This window comes from Methylobacterium sp. Ger2507, assembly GCF_055231875.1.
In genome coordinates this window covers 3,781,422-3,806,613 of the sequence record NZ_JBUYVC010000001.1, presented here as the reverse complement: position 1 = coordinate 3,806,613, position 25,192 = coordinate 3,781,422, and the positions used below count along the sequence as shown (strand labels likewise).

General features: G+C 68.1%; 20 protein-coding genes and 1 pseudogene. 13 read left to right on the top strand and 8 right to left on the bottom strand.

Going from position 1 to position 25,192, the window contains the following annotated elements:
* Window positions 1-106: 106 nt before the first annotated feature.
* The 4 genes and pseudogenes from ACV7NL_RS17500 to ACV7NL_RS17485 all read left to right on the top strand — a co-directional run.
* Window positions 107-1,975: pseudogene (locus tag ACV7NL_RS17500) on the top strand (amino acid adenylation domain-containing protein); the annotation flags it as partial.
* Window positions 1,973-4,195: a Pls/PosA family non-ribosomal peptide synthetase gene (locus ACV7NL_RS17495; RefSeq protein WP_463357156.1), complete on the top strand. Its 2,223-nt coding sequence runs from the start codon at window positions 1,973-1,975 to the stop codon at window positions 4,193-4,195. The pseudogene ACV7NL_RS17500 and the gene ACV7NL_RS17495, both read left to right, overlap by 3 nt.
* 60 nt (window positions 4,196-4,255) lie before the next feature.
* Window positions 4,256-4,468: a DUF5397 family protein gene (locus tag ACV7NL_RS17490; RefSeq protein ID WP_463356350.1), complete on the top strand. Its 213-nt coding sequence runs from the start codon at window positions 4,256-4,258 to the stop codon at window positions 4,466-4,468.
* Window positions 4,468-4,743 carry a virulence factor gene (locus ACV7NL_RS17485; protein WP_463356349.1) on the top strand — a complete coding sequence of 92 codons (276 nt, stop codon included), beginning with the start codon at window positions 4,468-4,470 and terminating at the stop codon, window positions 4,741-4,743. The genes ACV7NL_RS17490 and ACV7NL_RS17485 overlap by 1 nt, the downstream gene beginning before the upstream one ends.
* A gap of 120 nt (window positions 4,744-4,863) precedes the next feature.
* Here ACV7NL_RS17485 and ACV7NL_RS17480 read toward each other — a convergent pair whose 3' ends face one another.
* Complete coding sequence (locus ACV7NL_RS17480; RefSeq protein ID WP_056186925.1) at window positions 4,864-5,520, bottom strand: alpha/beta hydrolase; 657 nt, start codon at window positions 5,518-5,520, stop codon at window positions 4,864-4,866.
* Between the two features lie 332 nt (window positions 5,521-5,852).
* Here ACV7NL_RS17480 and ACV7NL_RS17475 point away from each other — a divergent pair, with 332 nt between their 5' ends.
* The 6 genes from ACV7NL_RS17475 (at window position 5,853) to ACV7NL_RS17450 (ending at window position 12,659) form a co-directional block, all read left to right on the top strand.
* On the top strand, window positions 5,853-7,013 hold the full coding sequence (locus ACV7NL_RS17475) for a cysteine desulfurase family protein (protein ID WP_463356348.1): 1,161 nt from the start codon (window positions 5,853-5,855) through the stop codon (window positions 7,011-7,013).
* Between the two features lie 67 nt (window positions 7,014-7,080).
* Window positions 7,081-8,550: a Fe-S cluster assembly protein SufB gene (gene sufB / locus ACV7NL_RS17470; protein WP_056186931.1), complete on the top strand. Its 1,470-nt coding sequence runs from the start codon at window positions 7,081-7,083 to the stop codon at window positions 8,548-8,550.
* Window positions 8,551-8,832: 282 nt separating this feature from the next.
* A complete protein-coding gene (sufC, locus tag ACV7NL_RS17465; RefSeq protein ID WP_056186935.1) occupies window positions 8,833-9,585 on the top strand; it encodes a Fe-S cluster assembly ATPase SufC in 753 nt (250 codons plus the stop codon).
* A gap of 2 nt (window positions 9,586-9,587) precedes the next feature.
* Entirely contained in the window at window positions 9,588-10,910 is a 1,323-nt protein-coding gene (sufD, locus tag ACV7NL_RS17460; RefSeq protein WP_463356347.1) for a Fe-S cluster assembly protein SufD, read from the top strand.
* A gap of 67 nt (window positions 10,911-10,977) precedes the next feature.
* Window positions 10,978-12,222, top strand: coding sequence for a cysteine desulfurase (locus ACV7NL_RS17455; RefSeq protein WP_463356346.1), 1,245 nt, complete (start codon window positions 10,978-10,980; stop codon window positions 12,220-12,222).
* A gap of 56 nt (window positions 12,223-12,278) precedes the next feature.
* Entirely contained in the window at window positions 12,279-12,659 is a 381-nt protein-coding gene (locus tag ACV7NL_RS17450; RefSeq protein WP_055954150.1) for an SUF system Fe-S cluster assembly protein, read from the top strand.
* 11 nt (window positions 12,660-12,670) lie between these two features.
* On the opposite strand, the gene ACV7NL_RS17445 is transcribed toward ACV7NL_RS17450, so the two are convergent.
* A complete protein-coding gene (locus ACV7NL_RS17445) occupies window positions 12,671-13,267 on the bottom strand; it encodes a Uma2 family endonuclease (protein WP_463356345.1) in 597 nt (198 codons plus the stop codon).
* A gap of 177 nt (window positions 13,268-13,444) precedes the next feature.
* Between ACV7NL_RS17445 and ACV7NL_RS17440 the strand changes: the two genes are divergently transcribed.
* On the top strand, window positions 13,445-13,822 hold the full coding sequence (locus ACV7NL_RS17440; RefSeq protein ID WP_056481384.1) for a HesB/IscA family protein: 378 nt from the start codon (window positions 13,445-13,447) through the stop codon (window positions 13,820-13,822).
* Window positions 13,823-13,855: 33 nt separating this feature from the next.
* Here ACV7NL_RS17440 and ACV7NL_RS17435 read toward each other — a convergent pair whose 3' ends face one another.
* Window positions 13,856-14,938 (bottom strand): GGDEF domain-containing protein, encoded by a 1,083-nt coding sequence (locus tag ACV7NL_RS17435; protein WP_463356344.1) that lies wholly within the window; start codon window positions 14,936-14,938, stop codon window positions 13,856-13,858.
* A gap of 176 nt (window positions 14,939-15,114) precedes the next feature.
* The gene (locus ACV7NL_RS17430; RefSeq protein WP_463356343.1) at window positions 15,115-16,707 is read right to left on the bottom strand and encodes a DEAD/DEAH box helicase; all 1,593 of its coding nucleotides are present in this window, start codon (window positions 16,705-16,707) and stop codon (window positions 15,115-15,117) included.
* A 367-nt stretch (window positions 16,708-17,074) separates the two neighbouring features.
* On the opposite strand from ACV7NL_RS17430, the gene ACV7NL_RS17425 reads away from it, so the two are divergent.
* Together ACV7NL_RS17425 and ACV7NL_RS17420 are read left to right on the top strand one after the other, a co-directional pair.
* Entirely contained in the window at window positions 17,075-17,812 is a 738-nt protein-coding gene (locus ACV7NL_RS17425) for an aspartate/glutamate racemase family protein (protein ID WP_056186956.1), read from the top strand.
* A gap of 632 nt (window positions 17,813-18,444) precedes the next feature.
* Window positions 18,445-19,311, top strand: coding sequence for an outer membrane protein (locus tag ACV7NL_RS17420; protein WP_463356342.1), 867 nt, complete (start codon window positions 18,445-18,447; stop codon window positions 19,309-19,311).
* A gap of 192 nt (window positions 19,312-19,503) precedes the next feature.
* Here the strand turns inward: ACV7NL_RS17420 and parE are convergent, their stop codons facing one another.
* The 4 genes from parE to ACV7NL_RS17400 all read right to left on the bottom strand — a co-directional run bounded on the left by parE (window position 19,504) and on the right by ACV7NL_RS17400 (window position 25,012).
* Window positions 19,504-21,579, bottom strand: coding sequence for a DNA topoisomerase IV subunit B (gene parE / locus ACV7NL_RS17415; RefSeq protein ID WP_463356341.1), 2,076 nt, complete (start codon window positions 21,577-21,579; stop codon window positions 19,504-19,506).
* Window positions 21,580-21,833: 254 nt separating this feature from the next.
* A complete protein-coding gene (locus tag ACV7NL_RS17410) occupies window positions 21,834-23,801 on the bottom strand; it encodes a PhoX family protein (protein WP_463356340.1) in 1,968 nt (655 codons plus the stop codon).
* A gap of 92 nt (window positions 23,802-23,893) precedes the next feature.
* Window positions 23,894-24,367, bottom strand: coding sequence for a hypothetical protein (locus ACV7NL_RS17405; protein ID WP_463356339.1), 474 nt, complete (start codon window positions 24,365-24,367; stop codon window positions 23,894-23,896).
* A gap of 15 nt (window positions 24,368-24,382) precedes the next feature.
* Entirely contained in the window at window positions 24,383-25,012 is a 630-nt protein-coding gene (locus ACV7NL_RS17400) for an alpha/beta hydrolase family protein (RefSeq protein WP_463356338.1), read from the bottom strand.
* Window positions 25,013-25,192 lie beyond the last annotated feature (180 nt).

Below are 25,192 nucleotides of genomic sequence, written 5' to 3'. Positions count from 1 at the left end.
TGCCCCCCAAACGTGCTAGACGCGCCGTGATTTCGGCGCGATCCGGGCGCCTACCCGGCCAAAAGGACGGCCCTCGATCGATCGGGGGCCGACAGCGGAGCAGCGGATGAGCAGTCTCGCCGAGACGACCCGGCCCCGGGCGGAAACGCGCGGGCCTGAGGACGAGGTTTCTTCCGTCGTATCCGGGGCCTCCGCCATGCTGCGCGGGCCGGCGCGGCCCGACCTCATCCGCGACGAGGTGCTGGGCGAGATCTTTCGCGAGAGCGCCCGGGCACGGGGCGATCACCCGGCCCTCATCGATGGCGCGCAGACCGGCGTCGATGGAACCCATCCGGTCCTGACCTACGGCGAGGTCGAGGCGCAGGCAGCCGCGATCGCGCGCGGGCTGTCCCATCGCGGCATCGGCCCGGGCGACGTCGTCGGCCTCTGGATGGCGCGCGGGACCGACCTGCTGATCGCCCAGATCGGCATCACCCTGTCGGGGGCCGCCTGGCTGCCCTTCGATGCCGAGGCACCGGCCGACCGGGTCGCGGTCTGCCTGGAGGATGCCGCCGCCAAGGCGCTGCTGGTCTCGCCGGCCCTGGAAGCCCAGGCGCTGGCCGGCACCCCGGCGGTGACCGTGGCGGCCCTGGCCGCCGGAACGCCACGCGACGCGACCGTGCCCGATCTGCGGATCCTCGGCCTGACGCCGGATCATCCGGCCTACCTGATCTACACTTCGGGCTCGACCGGCGTGCCCAAGGGCATCGTCATCAGCCACGCCAACATCTGCCACTTCCTGCGCTCGGGCAACGCGCTCTACGGCATGCGCGCCGACGACGTGGTGTTCCAGGGCGCCTCCGTCGCCTTCGATCTCTCGATGGAGGAGATCTGGGTGCCCTACCTGGTGGGCGCGACCCTGTTCGTCGCCTCGCCGGCCATGATGGGCGATGTCGAGGCCCTGCCCGGCATTCTGGCCCAGGCCGGCGTCACCGTGCTCGATACCGTGCCGACCCTCCTGGCGATGATCTCCCAGGACCTGCCCACCGTGCGCCTCGTGCTGCTCGGGGGCGAGGCCCTGCCCGAGCCCCTGGTCGCCCGCTGGGCCACGCCCTCGCGAAAACTCTTCAACACCTACGGACCGACCGAGGCCACGGTGGTGGCCACCGCCGCCGAGATGCGCCCGGGCGTGCCCGTCACCATCGGTGGCCCGATCCCGAACTATTCGGTGTACGTCGCGGGCGAGAACCTGGAGCTTCTGAGGCCGGGCCAGCAGGGCGAACTCCTCATCGGCGGTCCGGGCGTGGCGAAAGGCTATCTCAAGCGCCCCGAACTAACGGCGGACAAATTCATCGCCAACCCGTACGACTCGGACGGGACCGACCCGCTGCTGTACCGCTCCGGCGATGCGGTCTCCCTCGATGCCACCGGCAACATCGTGTTCCACGGCCGGATCGACGACCAGGTCAAGATCCGCGGCTTCCGGGTGGAACTCGGCGAGATCGAATCCCGCATCCAGGTCCTGCCCGGCATCAACCAGGCGGCGGTGGTGCTGCGCCAGGACGACGGCGTCGACCGCCTCGTCGCCTTCCTGGTGCCCGACCGCGGCACCACGATCGACAAGGCCGCCCTTCGGCAGACGCTGGCCGGGCAGATGCCGCCCTACATGGTGCCGGGGCATTTCGAGACCGTGGAGGTCCTGCCCCGCCTGACCTCCGGCAAGGTCGACCGCAAGGCCCTGCGCATCGCCACGCTGACGGTGTCCGACACCAGCGGCGAGCAGGAGCCTCCGCGCAACGAGACCGAGGCGGCGCTTCTCGCCGCCGCCAACCGCATCTTCGGCAACCAGGCGATGCCGTTCGACGGCGACTTCTTCGCCGATCTCGGCGGCCATTCCCTGCTCGCCGCCCGCTTCGTCGGGGCGGTGCGCGAGGTGCCGGCGCTGGCCGCCATCACCCTGCAGGACGTCTACGGCCAGCGCACCCTGCGGGCCATGGCCGACACGCTCATCGCGCGGACCGGCGGCGCCGGCACCGAGATGGCGATCCGCGATCTCAGCTTCCCGGCGCCGTCCCTGAAGCGTCGCTTCCTCTGCGGCCTTGCGCAGGCGGCGGCCCTGCCCTTCGTCATCGCGCTGGCGACCGCGCAATGGCTCGGCATCTTCGTGACCTACCTGCTGCTCACCGGCGGCAGCCTCGGGTTCTTCGGCGAACTCGCCGTGATGCTGCTGGTCTATATCGGCATCAACGCCGTGACGGCCACGATCGCGGTCGCGGCCAAGTGGTTGATCCTCGGGCGCACCAAGCCCGGGCGCTACCCGCTCTGGGGCACCTACTACTATCGCTGGTGGCTGACGCAGCGCCTGACCCCCCTGGTCCACATCAAGTGGCTCCAGGGCTCGCCCGCCATCGCGTTCTACCTGCGCATGCTCGGCGCCGAGATCGGCAAGGACGCCCTGATCTCCGACATCGAGGTCGGTGCGCCGGACCTGCTCAGCATCGGCGCGGGCGCCTCGCTGGGCGGCCGTCTCGTCATCGCCAATGCCGAGGTGGTGGGCGACGCGCTGATCATCGGCCGCGTGGCGATCGGGGCGGACGTGGCGATCGGGGCCTCCTGCGTCATCGGCCCCGACACGGTCATCGGCGACCATGCCGAGATCGGGGACCTCACCACCATCCCGACCGGCACGCGGGTCGGCGCCGCCGAGATCTGGGACGGGTCCCCCGGCCGCAAGGTCGGCGAGGCCGACCCATCGGCGCTGCCCGCCCCCGCCACGGCCTCGCCCCGGCGGCGCTTCGCCTTCGCGGCGCTCTACACCTTCCTGCTGGCGGCGATCCCCGCCATCGGCCTGCTGCCGATCTTTCCGGCCTTCTACCTCTTCGACCAGATCAGCGATTCGCTCGGCGACATCACCGACATCGATTATCACTGGTACCTGCCGCTGCTGACCTGGCCGACCGCCATGCTGATGACGGCCGGCACCGTGCTGCTCATCGCGGGCATCCGCTGGCTGGTTCTGCCGCGGGTGTCGTCGGGGACCTACTCGATCTACAGCGGCTTCTACATGCGCAAGTGGGCGGTGGCCCTGGCCGCCGAGGTCACGCTGGAGACCCTCTCGTCCCTGTTCGCCACCGTCTACATGCGGGCCTGGTACCGCCTGATGGGCGCCCGCATGGGGCAGGGGGCCGAGATCTCCACCAATCTCGGCGGGCGCTACGACCTCGCCGATATCGGCGCGCGCAATTTCGTCGCCGACGAGGTGGTGTTCGGCGAGGAGGAGATCCGCCGCGGCTGGATGACGATGCACGAGGTTCACACCGGGGCGCGCGTCTTCGTCGGCAACGACGCCGTGGTGCCCCCCGGCACGGTCATCCCCGACGACGTCCTCATCGGCATCAAGTCGAAGCCGCCGGCCAACGCCCTGATGAGCCCGGGCGATACCTGGTTCGGCTCCCCGCCGATCAAGCTGCCCTCCCGGCAGCGGGTCGATCTCGGCTCGAACACCCAGACCTACGAGCCCGGCGTGGGCCCGAAGCTCCGGCGCGGCATCTTCGAGGCGTTCTCGACCTCGTTCTCGCCGATGCTGTTCATCAGTCTCGCGATCTCGGCGATCGATTTCTACTTCTATCCGGCCATCCTGGCCGAGAACTGGACCGGCCTCGCGGTCAGCTTCGTCGCCGTCTCCGTCGCCATCGCGTTCATCCAGTCCTTCACCGTCATCGCGGTGAAGTGGCTACTGATGGGTGTCTACAAGCCCGGCATGCAGCCGATGTGGTCCTGGTGGGCCATGCGCACCGAGGCCGTCGCGGTGCTGTACTGGGGTTTGGCCGGCAAGGTGCTGCTGGAGCACCTCGTCGGCACGCCGTTCCTGCCCTGGATGCTGCGGCTGCTCGGCGTGAAGGTGGGCCAGGGCGTGTGCATGCTCACCACCGACATCACGGAGTTCGACTGCGTCACCATCGGCGACTACGCCACCATCAACCGCACCTCCGCTCTCCAGACGCACCTCTACGAAGACCGCATCATGAAGGTCGGCCGGGTCGTGGTCGGCCGCGGCGTCTCGGTGGGTGCGTTCTCGACGGTGCTGTACGACACCAAGGTCGGCGACTACGCCCGCCTGCGCCCGCTCACCATCGTGATGAAGGGCGAGTCGATCCCGGCCCATTCGGAGTGGGAAGGCGCGCCGGCGGTGCCGGTGGTGCACGCGAAGGCGTGAGGGTGAGGATCGGGTTCGTTCAGCGCTAGGCGGTCATGGGAATCACTGTAGGATACCCGCATGAACGACATGGCGCCCGCCTCATTCCCGAAGGTCCAGGCGTTCATCGGGACTTGGTGGCGCTTCGGGCAGGTCGGCCCCGTCTACGAGATCGTCAGCGTGGGTGACGCACTCGCGGGCGGCGATCGAATGATGCGGATTCGCGTGCTGGAGACCTGCGAGGAGGTCGATTACCGGCTCGCGGACATCCTGGACGATCCCCGGGAGCGCTGATGTTCGCCATCGCGTTCGACCTCGTGGTCGCGGAGGCGCAAGCCCACCATCCCAAGGGCGTATCGCAGGCCTACAGCGACATCCGCACGCTCTCGGGCCACGGCTTCGATTGGGTGCAGGGAAGCCCCTACACCAGCAAGGACGAGGATCTGGCGAGGCTGTTCTCTGCCATCGCGGCCCTGAAGGGGCTCACGTGGTTCTCGCGCTCGGTCCGGGATCTGCGGGCCTTCCGCGTCGAGCAATGGTCGGATTTCACCGCCTTCATCAAAGCGTAGGCTCGACCGACATCCTGCACGTCTCGCGTTGGGGGAAGCCGGCCGCCCCCGCATAAAAACCGGCGAAGCCGAGGGCTCCGCCGGTATTCGCCTCCCGATCGCCGCGCCTCGGCGTTGGCCTTAGGCGGCCTCTGGCTTCGGGCCGAGACGCTTGTCGAGGTAGGTGTCGACGGTCTGGGTCAGTTCGTCGACCTTGCCGTCGAAGAAGTGGTTGGCGCCCTCGACCATCTGGTGCTCGATGATGACGCCCTTCTGGGTCTTCACCTTCTCGATCACCGGCATGACCTCGCGGGCCGGGGCGACCCGGTCCTCGGAGCCGTGCACGAACAGGCCCGAGGACGGGCAGGGGGCCAGGAAGGTGAAGTCGTAGCGGTTGGCCATGGCGGCGATCGAGATGAAACCCTCGATCTCGGGCCGGCGCATCAGCAATTGCATGCCGATCCACGACCCGAACGAGACGCCGGCGATCCAGCAGGCGCGGGCCTCGGGATTGACCGACTGCACCCAATCGAGGGCGGACGCCGCATCCGAGAGTTCGCCGGTGCCGTGATCGAACGCGCCCTGGCTGCGGCCGACGCCGCGGAAGTTGAAGCGCAGGGCCGCGAAGCCGCGATTGGCGAAGGTGTAGAACAGATTGTACACGATCTGGTTGTTCATCGTGCCCCCGAACTGGGGGTGCGGATGCAGCACGATCGCGATCGGCGCGCCCTTCTTCTTGGGCGCCTGATAGCGGCCCTCGAGACGACCGGCGGGACCGGTGAAGATGACTTCGGGCATGGCAACCAACACTCCTGGGCGGATACCGCGATCGGGCATCGCGCGGGGGATCGCCGGCTCGACGGGACGACGCGCGGATCCGAACGCCGGGGCAAAGCCGTGAAGCGTGCCTTGACTCGTCCGGCCACGAACCTAAAAGCGCTCTTAGAACAATTCTAGCTGACTAGAATTGTTCTAAACAAGCGCCGTTCGAGCCAGCTTCGGATCGGCGCGTTCCCCGCACGTCGGGCGACCGGAACACGTATCGTGCCCGCGCCTTAGCATGATCGTGGGGGGCAAAAGCAAGGATTTGTCGCGTTCGCACTTGACGCCACCAGTGGTTTTTCGTCCGCATGACTGCACGCCGCGCCTATCTCGACCACAACGCGACCTCACCGGTTCGACCGGAGGTCGCGGCTGCCGTGGCGCGGGCGCTTACCCTTCCGGGCAATCCGTCCTCGATCCACGCCGAGGGCCGCGCCGCCCGCGCCGCCCTGGAGGCGGCACGGGCCGCGGTCGCTCGGCGAATCGGGGCGGGCAGGGGGCGGGTGGTGTTCACCAGCGGCGGGACGGAAGCCGCCAACGCGGTCCTGTCCGGCGCCCTGGCGCGCACCGGCCAGGCGGCTCCGACGCGTCTTCTCGTCGGCGCCACCGAGCACCCCTGCGTCGCGGCCGGACACCGATTTCCGGCCGATGCGGTCGCGGTGATCCCGGTCGATGCGTCCGGGGTGATCGACCTCCCGGCCCTGAAGGGTCTGCTCGACCGGCATGCCGAGACCGATCTCCTGATCTCGGTCCATGCCGCCAACAACGAGACCGGCGTGATTCAGCCGCTCCAGGCGATCGTCGCCCTGGCCCGCGCCCATGGTCGCGCCCTGGTGCACTCGGATGCGGTGCAGGCGGTCGGCAAGATCCCCCTCGACATGAGCGCGCTCGGCCTCGACGCCCTGACCCTGTCGGGGCACAAGTTCGGTGGTCCGAAGGGGACCGGTGCCCTGGTGCTCGCCGAGGGCGTGACCCTGAACGCCGCGTTCCTGCGCGGCGGCGGCCAGGAGGCGCGCCTTCGCGGCGGCACCGAGAACGTTCCGGGCCTCGTCGGGCTCGGCGTGGCGGCCGACCTGGCCGACCCGGCGCTGTCGGACCGTCTTGGCATCCTGCGCGACGGCATCGCGGACGCTCTGTGCGCGAGCGCGCCCGGGTGCGTCGTGTTCGGCGCCGGTGCCCCGCGCCTGCCCAACACCCTGTGTTTCGCGGTTCCGGACCTCGACGCCGCGACGGCGCTAATGGCCCTGGATCTCGCCGGCGTGGCCCTCTCGTCGGGCTCGGCCTGCGCCTCCGGCAAGGTCGCCCGCTCGCCGGTCCTCGCGGCCATGGGCGTCGCCCCTGCGCTGGCCGCAGGGGCGCTGCGCGTGAGCCTCGGGTGGAACAGCACCGAAAGCGACGCCGCGCAGTGTCGCGCCGCCTGCGAAAGGCTGGTGGCGACCCTATATCGTCGGCAGGGGCGCGCGGCATGAGCGCCGCTCTCCCAAGCCATCTCACCAACACCCGGTCCTTGACGCCGGGCATGTCAGGAGACGCCTAATGCCTGCAGTGCAGGAAACCATCGATCGCGTCCGCTCGATCGATCTCGATCAGTACAAGTACGGATTCGAGACGACCATCGAGATGGAGAAGTCCGCAAAGGGCATCTCCGAGGATGTCATCCGCTTCATCTCGGCCAAGAAGGACGAGCCCGAGTGGATGCTGGCCTGGCGCCTCGACGCCTATAAGCGCTGGCAGACCATGCAGGAGCCCGATTGGGCCCGGGTCTCCTATGACAAGGTCGATTACAAGGACATCTACTACTACGCGGCGCCGAAGCGCCCGGCGGCGATGTCCCTCGACGAGATCGACCCCGAGATCCTGAAGACCTACGAGAAGCTGGGTATTCCCCTTCGCGAAGTCGAGGTGCTGGAGGGGATCGCCCCCGAGCGCCGGGTGGCGGTCGACGCGGTGTTCGACTCGGTGTCGGTGGCCACCACCTTCAAGGCCGAGCTGTCCAAGGCCGGCGTGATCTTCATGCCGATCTCCGAGGCGATCCGCGAGTATCCGGACCTCGTCAAGAAGTATCTCGGCTCGGTCGTGCCCGTGACCGACAACTTCTTCGCGACCCTGAACTCGGCGGTCTTCTCCGACGGATCGTTCGTCTACATCCCGCCGGGCGTGCGCTGCCCGATGGAGCTGTCGACCTACTTCCGCATCAACGAGCGCGACACCGGCCAGTTCGAGCGCACGCTGATCATTGCCGACAAGGGCTCCTACGTCTCGTATCTCGAGGGCTGCACCGCTCCGAAGCGCGACGACAACCAGCTCCACGCCGCCGTGGTCGAACTGGTCGCCCTCGATGACGCCGAGATCAAGTATTCGACCGTCCAGAACTGGTACCCGGGCGACAACGAGGGCAAGGGCGGCATCTACAACTTTGTCACCAAGCGCGGCGATTGCCGCGGCGCCAACTCGAAGATCTCGTGGACGCAGGTCGAGACCGGCTCGGCGATCACCTGGAAGTACCCGTCCTGCATCCTGCGCGGCGACAATTCCCGCGGCGAGTTCTACTCGATCGCGGTGTCGAACGGCATGCAGCAGGTCGATTCCGGCACCAAGATGATCCATCTCGGCAAGAACACCACCAGCCGGATCATCTCGAAGGGCATCTCGGCCGGGCGTTCGCAGAACACCTACCGGGGCCTGGTCTCGGCGCACCGGAAGGCGACGGGCGCGCGCAACTTCACCAATTGCGATTCGCTCCTCATCGGCGATCAGTGCGGCGCGCACACCGTGCCGTACATCGAGTCCAAGAACGCGTCGGCCCAGTTCGAGCACGAGGCCACCACTTCGAAGATCTCGGAAGACCAGATGTTCTACTGCCAGCAGCGCGGCCTCTCCAATGAGGAAGCGACCGCGCTCATCGTCAACGGCTTCGTCCGCGACGTGCTGCAGCAGCTCCCGATGGAGTTCGCCGTCGAGGCCCAGAAGCTGATCTCGATCAGCCTCGAAGGCTCGGTGGGCTAAGCGTCTCGTCGTGACATACGAAAAGAGCATGCTGAGAGCTGCGCATATTCACAGTTCTCAGCATGCCAAAGAGGTCAGAAGTATTTCTATATGCGGATGCTTCTTTTGCCTCAGCATATTCCCACCGGCCGAGATTAGGGACTGGCTTCCTCGCGCGGAAACCGCCTTGTGTCCCCGGTGTAACATCGATGCGGTGATCGGCGATTGTTCGGGCTTTCCGGCCGGGAACATCGCGTTCCTCGAAGCGATGCACAATGAATGGTTTGAAGGACTTAGACTAAAATGATCGAAATCAAGAACTTGACCGTCGCCATCGAGGACAAGCAGATCCTCAACGGCCTCAACCTCACCGTGAACGACGGCGAGGTCGCCGCCATCATGGGCCCGAACGGCTCGGGCAAGTCGACCCTGTCCTACGTCATCGCCGGCAAGGAAGATTATGAAGTGCTCGACGGCGAGATCCTGCTCGACGGCGAGAACATCCTCGAGATGAGCCCCGACGAGCGCGCCGCCTCGGGCGTGTTCCTGGCCTTCCAGTACCCGCTGGAGATCCCGGGTGTCGGCACCATGACCTTCCTCAAGGCCACCCTGAACGCCCAGCGTCGGGCCCGCGGCGAGGGCGAGCTCTCCACCCCCGACTTCATCCGGAAGGTGAACGGGGCGGCCGAGAAGCTCGAGATCAACAAGGAGATGCTCAAGCGCGCCCTCAACGTCGGGTTCTCCGGCGGCGAGAAGAAGCGCATGGAGATCCTGCAGATGGCGCTCCTGGAGCCGAAGTTCTGCGTCCTCGACGAGACCGATTCCGGCCTCGATATCGATGCCCTGCGCATCGTCTCCGGCGGGGTGAACGCCCTGCGCGCGCAAGGGCGCTCGTTCCTCGTCATCACCCACTACCAGCGCCTGCTCGACTACATCGTGCCGGACGTCGTCCACGTGATGTCGCAGGGCCAGATCGTGAAGTCGGGCGACAAGGACCTCGCCAAGGCCCTCGAAGCCTCCGGCTACGCCGAGTACCGCACGGGCGAGGCCGCCTGATCATGGCCGACATCACCCCGCTCCGCACCGCGGCCGAGACCGGGCTGTCCAAGCTCTTCGAAGCCACGAAGATGAAGTACCCCACGGGCGTCTCGATCGCCCGCGAGGAGGCCTTCCGCTACTTCGAGGCGGTCGGCCTGCCGACCCGCCGCGTCGAGGCCTTCAAGTACACCGACCTGCGCTCGGCGTTTCGCGATGCCGCGCACCCCGCCGACATGCCTTCGGCCGAGGTCGCGAAGGCGGCCGTGGCCGATGCGAAGGGCTTTGCCGGGATCGAGGCCGTGCGCCTCACCTTCGTCAACGGCCATCTGATCGAAGCGGAATCCGATCTCGGTCGCATTCCGGCCGGCATCACCGTGACCTCCCTGAGCCGGGCACTCACCGAGGGCCATCCTCACCTCGATCGGTTGACGCCTGTCCGTCAGGCCTCGGAGAACCCGATCTATCAGCTCAACACCGCCTTCCTGGCCGATGGCGTGCTGATCGCGGTGGAGGCCGGCGCCAAGGTCGAGACCCCGCTGCACCTGCGCTTCGTCGGCACCGGGACGGAGGCCTATTCGACCGCCACCCGTGCCCTCGTGGTGCTGGGGGAGGGCGCGGAGGCTCTGGTTCTGGAGAGCCATGAAGGGCCGGACGGGATCGCCTACCAGCCCAACGACGCCCTCGACGTGACGGTGGCCGACAACGCCACCTTCCGGCACGCGCGCCTGAACGCGGAAGGGCGCGCGGCCGTGGCCCTGTCGACCCTGTCCGTCAAGCTCGGCGCCGCATCGGCCGTCGAGACCGTCAATGTGGTCGTCGGCGGCGTCCTCTCGCGCCACCAGGTCTACCTGAACTTCGCCGGCGCCGACGCCCGCGCGGCGGTGAACGGGGCGGCCATGCTCAACGGGCGGCAGCTCGCCGACACCACCTTCCTGGCCGACCATGCCGCCACCGGCGGGGTCAGCCGCGAGCTGTTCAAGACCGTGGTGGATGGCGAGGCCACGGGCGTGTTCCAGGGCAAGATCATCGTCCAGCAGGCGGCCCAGCAGACCGACGGCAAGATGATGTCGGCCTGTCTCATCCTGTCCGACGAAGGGCAGATGATGAACAAGCCCGAGTTGGAGATCTTCGCCGACGACGTTGCCTGCGGCCACGGCGCCACCTGCGGCGCCCTCGACGAGGACCTGCTGTTCTACCTGATGCAGCGCGGATTGCCGAAGGCCGAGGCCGAGAGCCTGCTGGTCCAGGCTTTCCTCGGGGCTGCCATCGAGTCGGTCAGCCACGACGGCGCCCGCGAAGCGCTGATCGGCACCATCGAGGCGTGGCTGAAAGCGCGGGGCTGATCGCACCCCGCAACGCCCCTCTCCCGCAGGGAGAGGGGCGCGCGTCCGACACCACACAGGTCCCCGCATGAACGCACCCGTCCCGAATATTCCCTACGACGTCGAGGCGATCCGGGCTGAGTTCCCGATCCTCGGCGAGAAGGTCTATGGCCGGCCGCTGGTCTATCTCGACAATGCGGCCTCGGCGCAGAAGCCGCGCGCGGTCATCGACGCGATGGTGGCCTGCATGGAGACGGGTTACGCCAACGTCCATCGCGGCCTGCACTTCATGGCGAATGCCGCCACGGAGGGCTTCGAGGGCGCGCGCGAGACCACCCGGCAGTTCCTGAACGCCGAGTCCACCGACGAGATCATCTTCACCCGCAACGCCACCGAGGCCTACAACCTCGTGGCTTCGTCGATGGGCCTGCTCGGCCAGATCGGGGAGGGCGACGAGATCATCCTGTCGATCATGGAGCACCATTCCAACATCGTGCCCTGGCACTTCCTGCGGGAACGGCGCGGCGCGGTGATCAAGTGGGCGCCGGTGGACGATTCCGGCAACTTCCTCATCGAGGACTTCGAAAAGCTCTTCACGCCGCGCACCAGGATGGTGGCGATCACCCATATGTCGAACGTGCTCGGAACGGTGACCCCGGCGGCCGAGATCGTGCGCATCGCCCACGCGCACGGCGTGCCCGTGCTCCTCGACGGGGCCCAGAGCGCCGTGCACATGCCGATCGACGTGAAGGCGCTGGATTGCGACTTCTTCGTCTTCACCGGCCACAAGGTCTACGGCCCCACCGGCATCGGCGTCCTCTACGGCAAGAAGGAATGGCTGGAGGGGCTTCCGCCCTATCAAGGAGGCGGCGAGATGATCCGCACGGTCTCCCAGGACAGCATCACCTACAACGACCCGCCGCACCGGTTCGAGGCGGGTACGCCGGCCATCATCGAGGCGGTCGGCCTCGGGGCCGCGCTGGAGTTCATGATGCAGGTCGGCCGCGACCGCATCGCTGCGCACGAAGCCTCGCTGCTGGCCTATGCCCAGGAGCGTCTCGGCGCCATGAATTCCCTGCGGATGATCGGCACGGCCGAGGGCAAGGGTGGCGTCATCGCCTTCGAGATGAAAGGGGCGCACGCCCATGACATCGCCACGGTGATCGATCGCTACGGTGTCGCGATCCGGGCGGGGACGCATTGCGCGATGCCGCTGCTGACCCGCTTCGGCGCCACCTCGAGCTGTCGCGCCTCCTTCGGCCTGTATAACACCACCCAGGAGGTGGACGCCCTGGCCGAGGCGCTGGCCAAAGCCGAGATGATGTTCGCCTGACCGATTCTGGAGCGGCCCGGCCGCTCCCCGCCATCGCGAGACCAGGACAGAGACCCATGAGCGATTCAGCCATCACCGGGGGGGCCAACACCCCCACCATCGCGAGCGACTCGGCGATCCCGCCGGAGGAGCTCGATCGCCTGACCGACGATATCGTGGTCGCCCTGAAGAGCGTCTACGATCCGGAGATCCCGGCGGACATTTACGAGCTCGGCCTGATCTACAAGGTGGACATCGCCGACGACCGCAAGGTCGCCATCGACATGACCCTGACGGCCCCCGGCTGTCCCGTGGCCGGCGAGATGCCGGGCTGGGTCGAGACCGCCGTGGCCGCCGTGCCGGGCGTCCAGTCCTGCGCCGTCACCATGGTGTTCGATCCGCCGTGGGACCAGAGCCGCATGTCGGACGAAGCCCGCGTCGCCCTCGATATGTGGTAGCGGACGCGCGGTCAGCCCTCGCTGGCGAGATCCCGGCGCGGCGGGAAGACGGCGCCATCATAGATATCCGCCATCGCCAGCGTCGCGCCGATGGCGGCCATGTCGATGACAGCGTCCAGGCCCTCGAAGGTCTCGATCTCCCAGTCATCTCCGATGCGCCAGTACAGCAGAGCCTGCGGCTTCAGCGTCTCCACGAGAAGGATGTAAGCCAAGGTCGGGTGACGCTTGTACTCCTCCACCTTGCGAGTCTGGTCGATCGTGGTGGTCGAGGGCGACGCGACCTCCACGACGAGCTTGGGTTCGCGTGCCTCGTAGGTATCCGGCACCAGGGGGGCGCACTCGACCATCACGTCCGGCCGACGCAAGCCCCGGATGCTGGTCCGGATCGAGATATCGGCCGTCGTCGGGCGGCAAGATTTCCCGCGCAGTTGCATTCCCAAACTGACGATGATGTTCACCGTCGCGCGATCGTGCTGCATACTTGCCCCGGTCATCATCCGGTGCCGCGGCACTGGATGACCATCGACGAGTTCGTAGAGTTCGTCCTGATCGCGCTGCCAGACGAAGAAGTCTTCGGGCGTCATGGTGAGGCGTACGGCATCGGCCATGGTGATCCCTCCGTCCGGCCACCCTATCATGCAACATCGATCCGATGCGCATCAGGCCAGCGCGCTTCAATCCATCTGCGCACGATGGATAGACCCCGGCCTCCGCAATCCCTATCTTAACCGGGTTCCACCACCCTCACCCGCCCGGGCCTTGAACCCGGCTGTCGGAGAGACATCATGGCATCGAAGTTCAAGGTCCTGTCGCTGACCGACGCGGCAGCCGATCGGATCAAGGCGATCATCGCGGATGCGGACCAGCCCATCGCGGGTGTCCGGGTCGGCGTGAAGAACGGCGGCTGCGCCGGCATGTCCTACACCATGGAATATGCCGAGGCGCAGAAGCCCGGCGAGGACAAAGTCGAGGACCGCGGCGTCACCGTCTTCGTCGATCCCAAGGCGCTGCTGTTCCTGCTCGGTACGCAGATGGACTTCCAGACCAGCAAGCTCGCGTCGCAATTCGTGTTCAACAACCCGAACCAGACCTCGGCTTGCGGCTGCGGCGAGTCCGTGGCGATCACGCCGGTGAATCCCGAGGCCGTTCTGGCAAGCGCCTGAGCGCGTCGAGCCCGGACCGTCAGGCCGGGACCATCAGGCAACGTTCGACAGGTTCCGGTCCAAGACGGCGTCGGCCGGAATCCCGTCGGCGTCGTCCACCGTGCGGTTTCGACCGTCGCGCTTGGCCCTGAACATGCACTGGTCGGCACGCTCCAGGAACGACACCGCCGTATCGCCCGGCTGGTGCATCGCCAAGCCGAGGGAAATCGTGATCTTGCCGAGCGACTCGCCGGTCGAGCGCTTCACCAGTTCGCGTGCCATCACGCTGGTGCGAACCGTCTCGGCGATGGCATAGGCCGCCGCCCGCCCGGTATCCGGCAGCAGCATGGCGAATTCCTCGCCGCCGAAGCGGGCCAGGATCGCCCCGGCCTTGACGTGCTCGCGCATGACCAGGGCCACGAGGCGCAGGACCTGATCGCCCGTGATGTGACCGTAGACGTCGTTGAAGCGCTTGAACGAATCGACGTCGATGACGATCAGGCAGGCCGGCTTGGCTGCGGAGGCGCCCTGGACCAATTCGCCCAGGCTGTCCTCGAAGTGCTTCCGGTTCGACAGGCCGGTGAGCGGATCGATCAGGCTCTCCAGGCGCGTCGCCTCCAGGGTCTCGCGAAGGGCCTCGATCTCGCGCCGGCTCTCGCGCATCCGGGCCTCGAGGGTGCGGTTGTTGGCGGTCACCTCGCGGGTCGTCGCCACCAGAGCGGCGACGACTTCGCGCACGCTGCTGGTCTGGTTCGACGGCATGCCGTCGAGATCCTGCGTCAGGGTCCGCAGGGAAGCCGCATATTGCGCCGAGGACCCGAGCGAGAGGTCCAACACCTCCATCACGCCGGCAATTTCCGAGAGCACGCTGCTGCTGGCCCGCTCGGTGGCGGCCGAGAGGCGTGCCGGATCGAGATGGCTCGCGTAGAGGCTCTCGATGTCCTGGCCGGTCAGGCACCCGGACGCGCCCGTGAGGCGTTTCAAGGCATCATTCATGTGCGGATACGTGCCGGCGACGTAGGCGTACCAGACGGCATAGGAATGCGGCGTCGCCGAGGGACCGTAATCCCGCATCAACGCGTTGGCCCGCTCGGCCAGCGCAAAGCTCCGTTCGCGGTCGCCGTGTATCCCGTCCATGATCCGCCCAACTGTCCCGCCCCCCGGTCGTCTCACAGGGTGGCGCATCTCCGCGTTTTGATCGTTTTACGGAAATGTTCGTGCAGAGGCCGTTAAGGGCTCGGACGAAAGGCCATTTCGGCTCCCGAGAACGGTTGGCGTACCGATCTCGTCGCGCTCCATTCTCTCTCGACGGGTTATTTGGACGGCTTGACCACCGCCGGACGCAGGAGAAACGCCGGCACGTGCGAGCCGAGACCGATCGGGGTATCGCCGTCCTCCTCGTCGCCGCGACGGCGGGCCTGCGGGCGTCGATCGTCGCGCGAACGCTCGGCCGTCCGCTCGGGGCGGGGCGACTGTGGCGGCGTCTGCTGTGGCGCAGGGGCGGCGGCCACCACGTCCCGCTCGGCCTCCGCCGCGGGTGCGGCGCGCTCGGGCGCGGCGCGGCGCGGCGCGGCCCTGCGGCCGCCCGCCTCGGCGCGGCCCTCCCGCTTCGGCGGCCGGCTCTCCGCCTTGCCCTCGGCAGGCGCACGGCCTTCCTGATTACGAGCTTCCGGATTGCGGCCTTCGCCACCGCGGACCCGCCGGCCCGTGCCGGTCTTGCCGCGATAGCGGGTGCGCGTCGACTCGCCCTCCTCGGACGGTGCCGATACGGGGACCGAAGCGAGGTCGCCCTCCGCCCAGGGAATCGGCTGCCCGATCAGCGCCTCGATGGCGTGGAGCGAGCGCTCGTCGGCCCGGCTCACCAGGGTGAAGGCGTGCCCGGCGCGACCCGCGCGCCCGGTCCGGCCGATGCGGTGCACGTAGTCTTCCGGGTGATGCGGGACGTCGAAGTTGAAGACGTGGCTCACGGCCGGGATGTCGAGGCCGCGCGCCGCCACGTCGCTCGCCACCAGCAGCGGCACCTCGCCGGAGCGGAAGCCGTCGAGGGCGATGGTGCGGGCGCGCTGGTCCATGTCGCCGTGCAGGGCCGCCACGTTGAAACCGTGGCTGGCCAGCGACTTCTGCAGCAGTGCCACGTCGCGCTTGCGATTGCAGAAGATGATGCCGTTGTTCAGGTCCGCCTCGCCGCGGATGAGGCGGCGCAGCAGGTCGCGTTTCTCGTGGCCTTCGGAACTCGTCGCCACGAGCTTCTGCACGATGGTCGAGGCGGTGGAGGCGGGACGCGCCACCTCGATCCGCTGCGGCGTGTGCAGGAACATGTCGGCCAGCCGCTCGATCTCCGGCGGCATGGTGGCGGAGAAGAACAGGGTCTGGCGGGTGAAGGGCACCATCTTCACGATGCGCTCGATGTCCGGGATGAAGCCCATGTCGAGCATGCGGTCCGCCTCGTCGATGACGAGCAGCTCGACGCCGGTGAGCAGCAGCTTCCCGCGCTCGAAATGGTCGAGCAGCCGGCCCGGCGTCGCGATCAGCACGTCGGTGCCGCGCATCAGCTTGGCATCCTGCTCGGCGAAGGAGACGCCGCCGATGATCAGCGCCACGTTGAGCTTGTGGTTGATGCCGTAGCGGTCGAAGTTCTCCACCACCTGGGCGGCGAGCTCGCGGGTCGGCTCCAGGATCAACGTGCGCGGCATGCGCGCCCGGGCGCGGCCGTTCTCGAGCAGCGTCAGCATCGGCAGCGTGAAAGCCGCCGTCTTGCCGGTGCCGGTCTGGGCGATGCCCAGAACGTCGCGGCGCGCGAGCACGTGAGGAATGGCCTGGGCCTGGATCGGCGTCGGCTCGGAATAACCGGCCGCCGTGACGGCCTGGAGGACCTTGTCGCTCAATCCGAGGTCGGCAAAAGACATATTCTATGAGAACCGTTGCGCGCGGGAATGGACCAACCGGCGCGGAGGACATCGACACGGCGACGGCTGGCTCAAGGGCGGCTTCGACACACGACCCGCCGCGCACACGCGTTGCGGGGACACTTAGGGCCTTGCACGGCCTTGTCAATCGAGAGCCCCCGTCCGCACAGGCTTATCCGCAACGCGGTGCGCGAATCGGGCTCGCCCCTTGGCCACCTCCTTGGCCGCCTCCTTGGCCGCTCCCCCTTGGCCGGCCCCTTGCGTCGAGGCGGACGCCCGAGACCCGGCCTGCGCCGGTCCGTCCCACCTCCCACGCGACCGACACCTGAGACGCAGCACATCCCCCTTACCGAAGGTCCGACCGGTCTTGCGCATCCTCCTGATCAATCCGAACACCACCCCGGCGGTCACGGACCTCGTGGCGCGGCACGTGCGCACCATCGCGGGGGCCGCGGCCACCATCATTCCCGTCACGGGGCGATTCGGCGCCCGTTACATCGCGAGCCGCGCGGCCTCGGCCATCGCGGCCCATGCCGCCCTCGACGCCCTCGCCGAGCACGTCGCAGGCTGCGATGCCGTCTATCTCGCCTGCTTCGGCGATCCGGGTCTTGCCGCCCTGCGCGAGGTCTCGCCCGTGCCGGTGATCGGCATGGCGGAGGCGGCCTGCCTGGCCGCCAGCGCCGGAAGCCGACGCTTCGCCATTGTCACCGGCGGGGTCCTGTGGGGGCCGATGCTGACGGAGTTCGTCACCGGCATCGGCCTCCGCGACCACCTGACCGGCGTGCGCACCGTTGCTCCCACCGGGGGTGAGATCGCGGCAGACCCGGAGGCGGCCCTCGGTGCGCTCGCGGCGGCCTGCACCGCCTGCGCCACGCAGGATGGGGCGGAAGCGGTCATCCTGGGCGGCGCGGCCCTGGCCGGGCTGGCCGCCCGCATCCAGCCGGACGTGCCGGTGCCCGTGCTGTGCTCGGTGGAGGCCGGGACCCGCGCCGTTCTGATCGCAGGCACGGCTCCCGAGACCCACGGTGGCACAGGGGAGGTCCCGACGCCGCTCGCGACCCTCGGCCTCGCCCCCGCCCTATCGGCGCTGCTCGGGCGCATCTGAACTCCGCCGCCTCATCTCGGCTGCCACGTCTCGGCTGCCGCGTCTCGGCTGCCACGTCTCAGCTGCCGCCTCTCGGTCCCGCGTTGGCTTGCGCCGCAGCCATCACAAACGCGTCAGCCGCGGCCCCTGCGAACCGAGCGACCGCGCGGTTGAGACCCGATCCGGACGGTCGTCCGACCGAGAGGAAAGGTCCGCCCGCGACCACCTTTCCCCTGGCGAGTTCTTTCCCCGCGAGAATTCATCCGGAATACGCGGCAGCGAATTCCGGGATGACCGAAGCTCGTTGCCGGCGACAAACCGCAGCAATATGGGTCTCTTCAAGCCCCCAAACAGGCATTAAAACGCAAAAATCCCCCTTACGAGGCAGGATCGTGCCGATAATTCAGATCTGAAGAAAGTCTTTCTCGGCCCCTTGAATCCAGCAATTGATGCACAGGGGCGAGTTCCTGTGTTGAGCTGGATGTGCGTGATGGCACGATCGCGAGAAGGCAAAAATGACGGCCTACTAACCTTTACCCTTCTTTGACATCTGCGCTCCTAAGAGATGACCTTGTTGCAGGAAAGCGACAGACCTCGCATCGGCCAGGGACTACAAGCGCGCCGGCTCTCGCCAATCAGGACCAGGTAAAACAATGAAAAGACTGCTTCTCGCCTCCACTGTGCTCGCCGGCCTGACTGCCGTCGCTTCGGCCGCGGATCTTCCGCGCCGCGCGGCTCCCCCGGTGTTCGTGCCGGTGCCGGTGTTCACCTGGACCGGCTTCTACGCTGGTTTCAACGCCGGTTACGGCTTCGACGCCTCCAGCCGCGACACCAACGTCTACAACAACGTGTTCCCGAACCTCGTGCGTGGCCCGAACGGCCTCGTCGGCGCCGGTGGCCCGTCGCAGGTCGCCTACTCGAACAACTCCAACGAGGGTTTCACGGGCGGCGGTCAGATCGGCTACAACTACCAGTTCACCCCGGGTTCGGGCGTGGTCGTCGGTATCGAAGCTGACGCCCAGTACGTCGACTTCGGCCGCAGCCGCAACAACTCGATCCTGACCCCCGGCTTCACCGCCGTCCCCGGCGTCACCTTCGTCGATCCGCGCGGCACCGCCAGCCTCGACTACTTCGGCACCGTCCGCGGCCGCCTCGGCTACGCCTTCGACCGCACCCTCGTGTACGGCACCGGCGGCTTCGCCTACGGCGCCGGCAGCAACGAGCGTTCGTTCGGCGGCTTCCGCGGCAACGACGACTTCCGCACCGGCTGGGCCGCTGGTGGTGGCATCGAGTACGCGCTCCCCACCGACTCGTTCCTGAACTTCTTCCGTTCGTCGGCCGTCACGCTCAAGGTCGAAGGCCTGTACGTGAACCTCGACAACAACAACCGCAACGCCGGCGTCTACGCCTACGACACCAACAACGTCCTCTACCGCCAGCCCGGCTTCTCCAACCGCAACAGCGGCACCGAGTTCGCCGTCGTCCGCGCCGGCCTGAACTACAAGTTCGGCTCGTACTAGGACCCGATCCGGCGGCATCTCGCGCGACCCATTCGGGTCGCGCGAGACTTCCTCCAACAAGAAAGCCCGGCCTCGCGGCCGGGCTTTCTTGCGTCTAGCCTCTTCTTCCGTCTGAACCCCAGCGAACGAAGGCGCCGACCGATCACCGGCCGCGCCCCTCCGGAGGTCCGGACGGGCGGGCACAATCCATCCTCAGATGTCGAGTTCCGCCCCGTCGGCGAAGGCGGCACGTTCGGAAATGAAGGTGAAGCGGGCCTCGGGCTTGTTGCCCATCAGGCGCTCGACCGCATCGCCGGTGGAATCGCGCGCCTCGTCCAGGACCTCGACCCGCAGCAGCGTACGCTTCTTCGGGTCCATGGTGGTCTCCTTCAGCTGCGCCGGCATCATCTCGCCGAGGCCCTTGAAGCGGCCGATCTCGACCTTGCCGTTCTTGAACACCGTCTTGATCAGCTGGACCTTGTGATCGTCGTCGCGGGCATAGGCGGTCTTGGCGCCCTGGCTGATCCGGTAGAGCGGCGGGATCGCCAGGTAGAGGTGTCCGCGATCGATGAGCTTGGGCATCTGCCGGTAGAAGAACGTGATCAGCAGCGAGGCGATGTGGGCGCCGTCGACGTCGGCGTCCGTCATGATGATCACCTTCTCGTAGCGAAGGTCTTCCGAGCGGTAGCCGGTGCCGGTGCCGCAGCCGAGCGCCTGGGTCAGGTCGGAAATCAGCTGGTTGGCGCCGAGTTTGTCGCGGCTGGCCGAGGCCACGTTCAGGATCTTGCCGCGTAGGGGCAGGATCGCCTGGGTGGCGCGGTCGCGCGCCTGCTTGGCCGAACCGCCGGCCGAGTCACCCTCGACGATGAAGATCTCCGAGCCGGCCATGCCGGCCTTGGAGCAGTCGGCGAGCTTGCCCGGCAGCCGCAGCTTGCGGGTGGCGGACTTGCGCGCAACCTCCTTCTCCTGCCGCCGGCGCAGGCGCTCCTCCGCCCGGTCGATCACCCAGTCGAGAAGCTTGTTGGCCTGGGCCGGGGAGGCGGCGAGCCAATGGTCGAAGGCGTCGCGGATCGCGGTCTCGACGATGCGCGAGGCCTCGACGGTGGCGAGCTTGTCCTTGGTCTGGCCCTGGAACTCGGGTTCGCGGATGAACACCGAGAGCATCGAGGCGCAGGTCGCCATCACGTCGTCGGTTGTCACCGCAGTCATGCGCTTGGCCTGGCCGACGCGCTCGGCATGCTCGCGCAGGGCCCGCAGCAGGGCGACGCGCAGGCCGCTCTCGTGGGTGCCGCCCTCGGCGGTCGGAATGGTGTTGCAGTAGGAGGCCGAGACACCGTCGTCGGTGACCATCCAGGCGACGGCCCATTCGAGGGAGCCGTGCCCGCCCGGCTTGGTGATCTTGCCCGAGAAGATCGCGTCGGTGACGAGTTCCTTGCCCTCCAGATCGCGGGCGAGATAGTCGCGCAAGCCCCCGGGGAAACGGTGCACGGTCTCGGCCGGCACGTCGTCCAGGCCCTCCAGCAGGGCAGGGGCGCAGCGCCAGCGGATCTCGACTCCGCCGAACAGGTAGGCCTTGGAGCGCGCCATCTTGAAGAGGCGGCGCGGGTCGAACTTGAGGGCGCCGAAGATCTCGGCGTCGGGATGGAAGCGGACCCGCGTCCCGCGCCGATTCTGCACCCGGCCGACGGTTTCCAGCGGCCCCTGCACATGTCCGCGCGAAAAGGTCTGGCGATAGAGGGTCTGGCTGCGGGCGACCTCGACCTCGAGTTCGTCCGAGAGGGCGTTGACCACCGAGATGCCGACGCCGTGCAGACCTCCGGACGTCTCGTAGACCTTCGAGTCGAACTTACCGCCCGCGTGCAGGATGGTCATGATGACCTCCAGGGCGGACTTGGTGGGGTATTTCGGATGCGGATCGACCGGGATGCCGCGGCCGTTATCGGTGACCACGAGGTGGCCGCTCTCCTCCAGTTCCACCTCGATGAAGCTGGCATGGCCCGCCACCGCCTCGTCCATCGAATTGTCGATCACCTCGGCGAAGAGGTGGTGCAGGGCGCGCTCGTCGGTGCCGCCGATATACATGCCGGGGCGGCGGCGCACCGGCTCCAGCCCCTCCAGCACCTCGATGTCGGAGGCGTCGTAGCCGGCTTCCGCCGAGACGGGCGGAAGCGGCGCCACGGCGTCGAGCTTGCGTCGCTCGGCGGGCTTTGAGGCAGGGGGCTTCGGCGCGGGAGGCTTCGGCACAGGAGGCTTGCCGCCGGCGAAGAGATCGCGTGCGGGGTCGCTCACCGGAGCGCCTCGCGCCGGGGATGGTGAGGCCGCGGGCTTCGCGGACCGGATCGCAGAGGGAGACCGTGCAGCATTCGCCTTCATCCTCTCACCATACCGGAACAAACCGGAAACAGAAAGGGGTTCCCGTCTCGCAGGGGCTGGGGCTCGGAGCCTCCGCCGCACGAAACGTACCACCCCATGACATGGTATGGGGGTGGTTAAGAAGGCCTGACCGTGGCGGAGCCGCCTTACGGGCGGGACAGCCCGATCTTTCAGGTCCCGACGCGGCCACCGCCCCGCTTCGTGATCGCCACCACGGCGGGGCGCGGCGGCATCGCCGGGTCGAAGTCGGGCCAGCGGGTGGCGGGCGCCTCGAAGGTGGCGGGCACCGCCTTCGGGTCCTCCTCGTCGGCCTCGCCGGGATGCTGCACGGCCACGAAGAAGGTGGTGTCGTCGCGGGTGAAATAGGGGCCGCACATCTCGGCGCCGTCGGGCACGCGGAAGAAGTGCTTGCCCGTGCCGCGGCCCGCCCCTTCGGTCTCCATCGCCCAGATGCCGTCGTTGCGGCCGGTGCGCGAGGGGGCATTGCCGTCGGTGGCGACCCAGAGCCGGCCGAGCCCGTCGACGGCGCAATTGTCCGGCATGCCGAACCAGCCGTTGGTCGTGGTGGCCGACGAGAAGGTGGCGCCCACCGCAGCGATACCGGGGTCGCCGCAGCGGACCAGGATTTCCCAGGTGAAGCCCGTGGCGGCGTGGTCGCCGTCGTCGGGGGTGAGTTCGACGATGTGGCCGAAGCGGTTGTCGGCGCGGGGATTGGCGGCGTCCGTCTGGTCGGCCTTGCGCTTCCCGTTGTTGGTCAGCATCACGTAGACCTTGCCGGTCTTGGCGCTGGCCTCGACATCCTCGGGCCGGTCCATCTTGGTGGCCCCGAGCCGGTCGGCGGCGAGCCGGGCGCCGATCACCACGTCGGCTTGGGATGCAAAGCCGTTCTCGGGCGTCAGCGGCCCTTCGCCGAGCACCAGCGGCATCCAGGTGCCGCGCCCGTCGGCCTCGAAGCGGGCAACGTGGAGCGTGCCCGCATCGAGGAGATCGCGGTCGCCGCTGTCGGCCCGCCCGGCGGTGACGAACTTGTAGACGTAGTCGAAGCGCTCGTCGTCGCCCTGATAGATGACGTAGCGGCCGTCCCGGGCGACGATGCCGGCGGCGCCCTCGTGCTTGAAGCGGCCGAGCGCCGTACGCTTCTTTGGGGTCGATTGGGGATCGAACGGGTCGATCTCCACCACCCAACCGAAGCGGTTGGGCTCGTTGGGCGCGCGCGAGACGTCGAAGCGCTCGTGGAATCGGCCCCACGCATAGGCGCCGGCCGGCAGGTTGAAACGCTTGTGGTTGGGGGCCTCGGGCGAGGCCTCCGGCAGCGTGCCGGAGAAGTAGTAGTTGATGTTCTCCTCGCAGGTCAGCCAGGTGCCCCAGGGCGTCGTGCCGCCGGCGCAGTTGTTGATCATGCCGAGAACCGCCCGCCCGCCGGGGTCGGCCGCCGTCTTCATCCGCTCCGTGCCGGCGGCGGGGCCGGTCAGCATCATCGGAGTCTGCGCCGTGATGCGGCGGGCATAGGGCGAATCCGGCACCACCGCCCACCGGCCATCGGTGCGGCGGATCTCGATGACCGAGCCGCCATGGGCCGCCATCTCGATGTCGACGAGGTTCCGGGTCATGCCCTTGAACGCGGCCGCCCGAGTGTCCTGGCGCCCCAGGCCGGGGAACATCAGTTCCTCGTTGGTGTATTCGTGGTTGACCACGAGGAGGCCGTGCGCCGCCGGGTCGGCCGCCCCCGGCATCGGAAAGTAGCCGACGAAGTCGTTGTTGTAGCCGAACTGCTGGGCCTGGGCCGCCGCCGATTGCTGGTGCGGGTCGAAGGTCGGCGCACCGGGCAGCACCGGGTCACCCCAGCGGATCAGGATGTCGGCATCGTGCCCGGCGGCGACGTGATGGTGCGCGTCCGACCCGGCCTCGATTTCTTCGAACGGAAAGCGCGCGCTGGCCGCCTGGGCCGCACCGGCGGCCAGTGCACGCGGCGTCACCACCGCCGCGATGGCGCCGACGCCGAGCAGCCCGCGCAGGAGGTCGCGCCGGTCGAAGCGCGCCGCCACCACGTCGCCGAAGGTCGGGTTGGCGCTGGCGTTGGAGCCGCGATCCTCGGCGGCCTCGGCGGCCTGCGAGCGGGTTCGCGTCGGTTCGGTCATGGGACGGTCCGTAGAGGCTGGCGGCAACCTCGCCCGTTAACCCGATCGCATGGCACAGGTGTGACGGCCCGGATCGTGACGGGCGTCCGGGTTCATGGATCGACCACGTAGGCGTCGTCGACGGCATGGAGCCGGCAGATCGTGCCGGTGGCACGCGCACAATTCGCGAGGGCGCCGTCGCGCGCCTCAAGGGCCGAAACGCGTCCGGTGCGCCAGCCATATCCGCCCGTGGCGGACACGGCAAAGGCCTTGCTGCCGGGGCTGTCGAGATAAGTCTGGAAAGCGGCCTGCCCGGCAGCGCCGAGGGATTGCGGAGGCTTCAGCGACGAGGGTGTCGAAGGACGGACCGCCGGGAGATGAAGACCCTGCCGGACCAGGAACGCCTCGACGATGGGCATCCAGATGTCCCGACCGTTCGGAGCCGAGAACAGGGCGTGACCATCTGACCCGAAGGCCGGAGCGGCGACGAAGCTGACCTGCCCGCCAGAGTCCTGAAAGGCCGCACGGAACCGCCGCGCCAGAGCCGGCCCGAAATAGCGGTCGTTCTCGGTATAGATCCACAGCATCGGTACGTGCGACCGTCATCCGAAGGTCCCGAAGGCGCGAACCAGCGCGTCCTCGTCACAGACCGAGTCGGGTGCGCGCGAGCCGCGGCCGCCGGCGAAGCTGATCGCTGCCACGAGACCGGAGGGTGGATCGGCCGTGAGCGCCACGGTGGCGAAGCCTCCGGCCGATTGCCCCACCGCGACGATCCTGGTGATATCGACATCATCGCGGCGGGTCATGAACGCGATCGCCGTCCGGATATCGGCCGCGCCCGCCCGAGCCGATCGGGCGTAATCGGCCTTCTCGCAGGGCCCGGAGCCTTCTGCCCAGGGTCCGACCGAGGTGCCGTAACCCCGACGCAGGACACTCACGGCGACGAAGCCGCGCCGGGCGAACGCCACCAGTTGCGGCATCATCCCGCGCGCCCTCATGCCGGGGCGGTCGCGCGCCTCACGGGGTGATCCGTGGCTGAGGATGACGAGAGGATGCCGGCCGCCGCCGAGCGGGAGCACCATGACGGCCTCGAGGCTGCCGCCCTCCTGCGCCGCAATCGGTATCCGTAGATCGACGCCGGCATAGTCCGCGGCCCGAAGCGGCGCGCCTGCAACCCAAAGCGCGGCGAGTCCCCCAAGACCCACCAACCGGAACATCACCCAAACGTGCATGGGGCATTCCGCCGTCGATCGGAGGACAGGATGGCTGGACGAAGGGCTTTGGCCCAAGCTCGGGCAGCCTGGCCTCACCCCGTCCGGAACGCAACCGTTCCGGGTCTTCCGTCCTCCACCGAACGTGTCCCTGCGACGGGGGCGGTCCGTGAAGGCGCCCGGCGACCGTCGCCGACCATC

Bases quoted from the DNA above. Each gene is read 5' to 3' on its own strand.
- ACV7NL_RS17495 (WP_463357156.1), top strand. From the start codon at position 1,973: ATGGCCGACACGCTCATCGCGCGGACCGGCGGCGCCGGCACCGAGATG.
- ACV7NL_RS17445 (WP_463356345.1), bottom strand. From the start codon at position 13,267: ATGGCCGATGCCGTACGCCTCACCATGACGCCCGAAGACTTCTTCGTC.
- sufD (WP_463356347.1), top strand. From the start codon at position 9,588: ATGGCCGACATCACCCCGCTCCGCACCGCGGCCGAGACCGGGCTGTCC.
- ACV7NL_RS17440 (WP_056481384.1), top strand. From the start codon at position 13,445: ATGGCATCGAAGTTCAAGGTCCTGTCGCTGACCGACGCGGCAGCCGAT.
- ACV7NL_RS17490 (WP_463356350.1), top strand. From the start codon at position 4,256: ATGAACGACATGGCGCCCGCCTCATTCCCGAAGGTCCAGGCGTTCATC.
- sufB (WP_056186931.1), top strand. From the start codon at position 7,081: ATGCCTGCAGTGCAGGAAACCATCGATCGCGTCCGCTCGATCGATCTC.
- ACV7NL_RS17410 (WP_463356340.1), bottom strand. From the start codon at position 23,801: ATGACCGAACCGACGCGAACCCGCTCGCAGGCCGCCGAGGCCGCCGAG.
- ACV7NL_RS17400 (WP_463356338.1), bottom strand. From the start codon at position 25,012: ATGCACGTTTGGGTGATGTTCCGGTTGGTGGGTCTTGGGGGACTCGCC.
- ACV7NL_RS17435 (WP_463356344.1), bottom strand. From the start codon at position 14,938: ATGGACGGGATACACGGCGACCGCGAACGGAGCTTTGCGCTGGCCGAG.
- ACV7NL_RS17405 (WP_463356339.1), bottom strand. From the start codon at position 24,367: ATGCTGTGGATCTATACCGAGAACGACCGCTATTTCGGGCCGGCTCTG.
- ACV7NL_RS17455 (WP_463356346.1), top strand. From the start codon at position 10,978: ATGAACGCACCCGTCCCGAATATTCCCTACGACGTCGAGGCGATCCGG.
- ACV7NL_RS17480 (WP_056186925.1), bottom strand. From the start codon at position 5,520: ATGCCCGAAGTCATCTTCACCGGTCCCGCCGGTCGTCTCGAGGGCCGC.
- ACV7NL_RS17430 (WP_463356343.1), bottom strand. From the start codon at position 16,707: ATGTCTTTTGCCGACCTCGGATTGAGCGACAAGGTCCTCCAGGCCGTC.
- sufC (WP_056186935.1), top strand. From the start codon at position 8,833: ATGATCGAAATCAAGAACTTGACCGTCGCCATCGAGGACAAGCAGATC.
- ACV7NL_RS17475 (WP_463356348.1), top strand. From the start codon at position 5,853: ATGACTGCACGCCGCGCCTATCTCGACCACAACGCGACCTCACCGGTT.
- ACV7NL_RS17450 (WP_055954150.1), top strand. From the start codon at position 12,279: ATGAGCGATTCAGCCATCACCGGGGGGGCCAACACCCCCACCATCGCG.
- ACV7NL_RS17420 (WP_463356342.1), top strand. From the start codon at position 18,445: ATGAAAAGACTGCTTCTCGCCTCCACTGTGCTCGCCGGCCTGACTGCC.
- ACV7NL_RS17485 (WP_463356349.1), top strand. From the start codon at position 4,468: ATGTTCGCCATCGCGTTCGACCTCGTGGTCGCGGAGGCGCAAGCCCAC.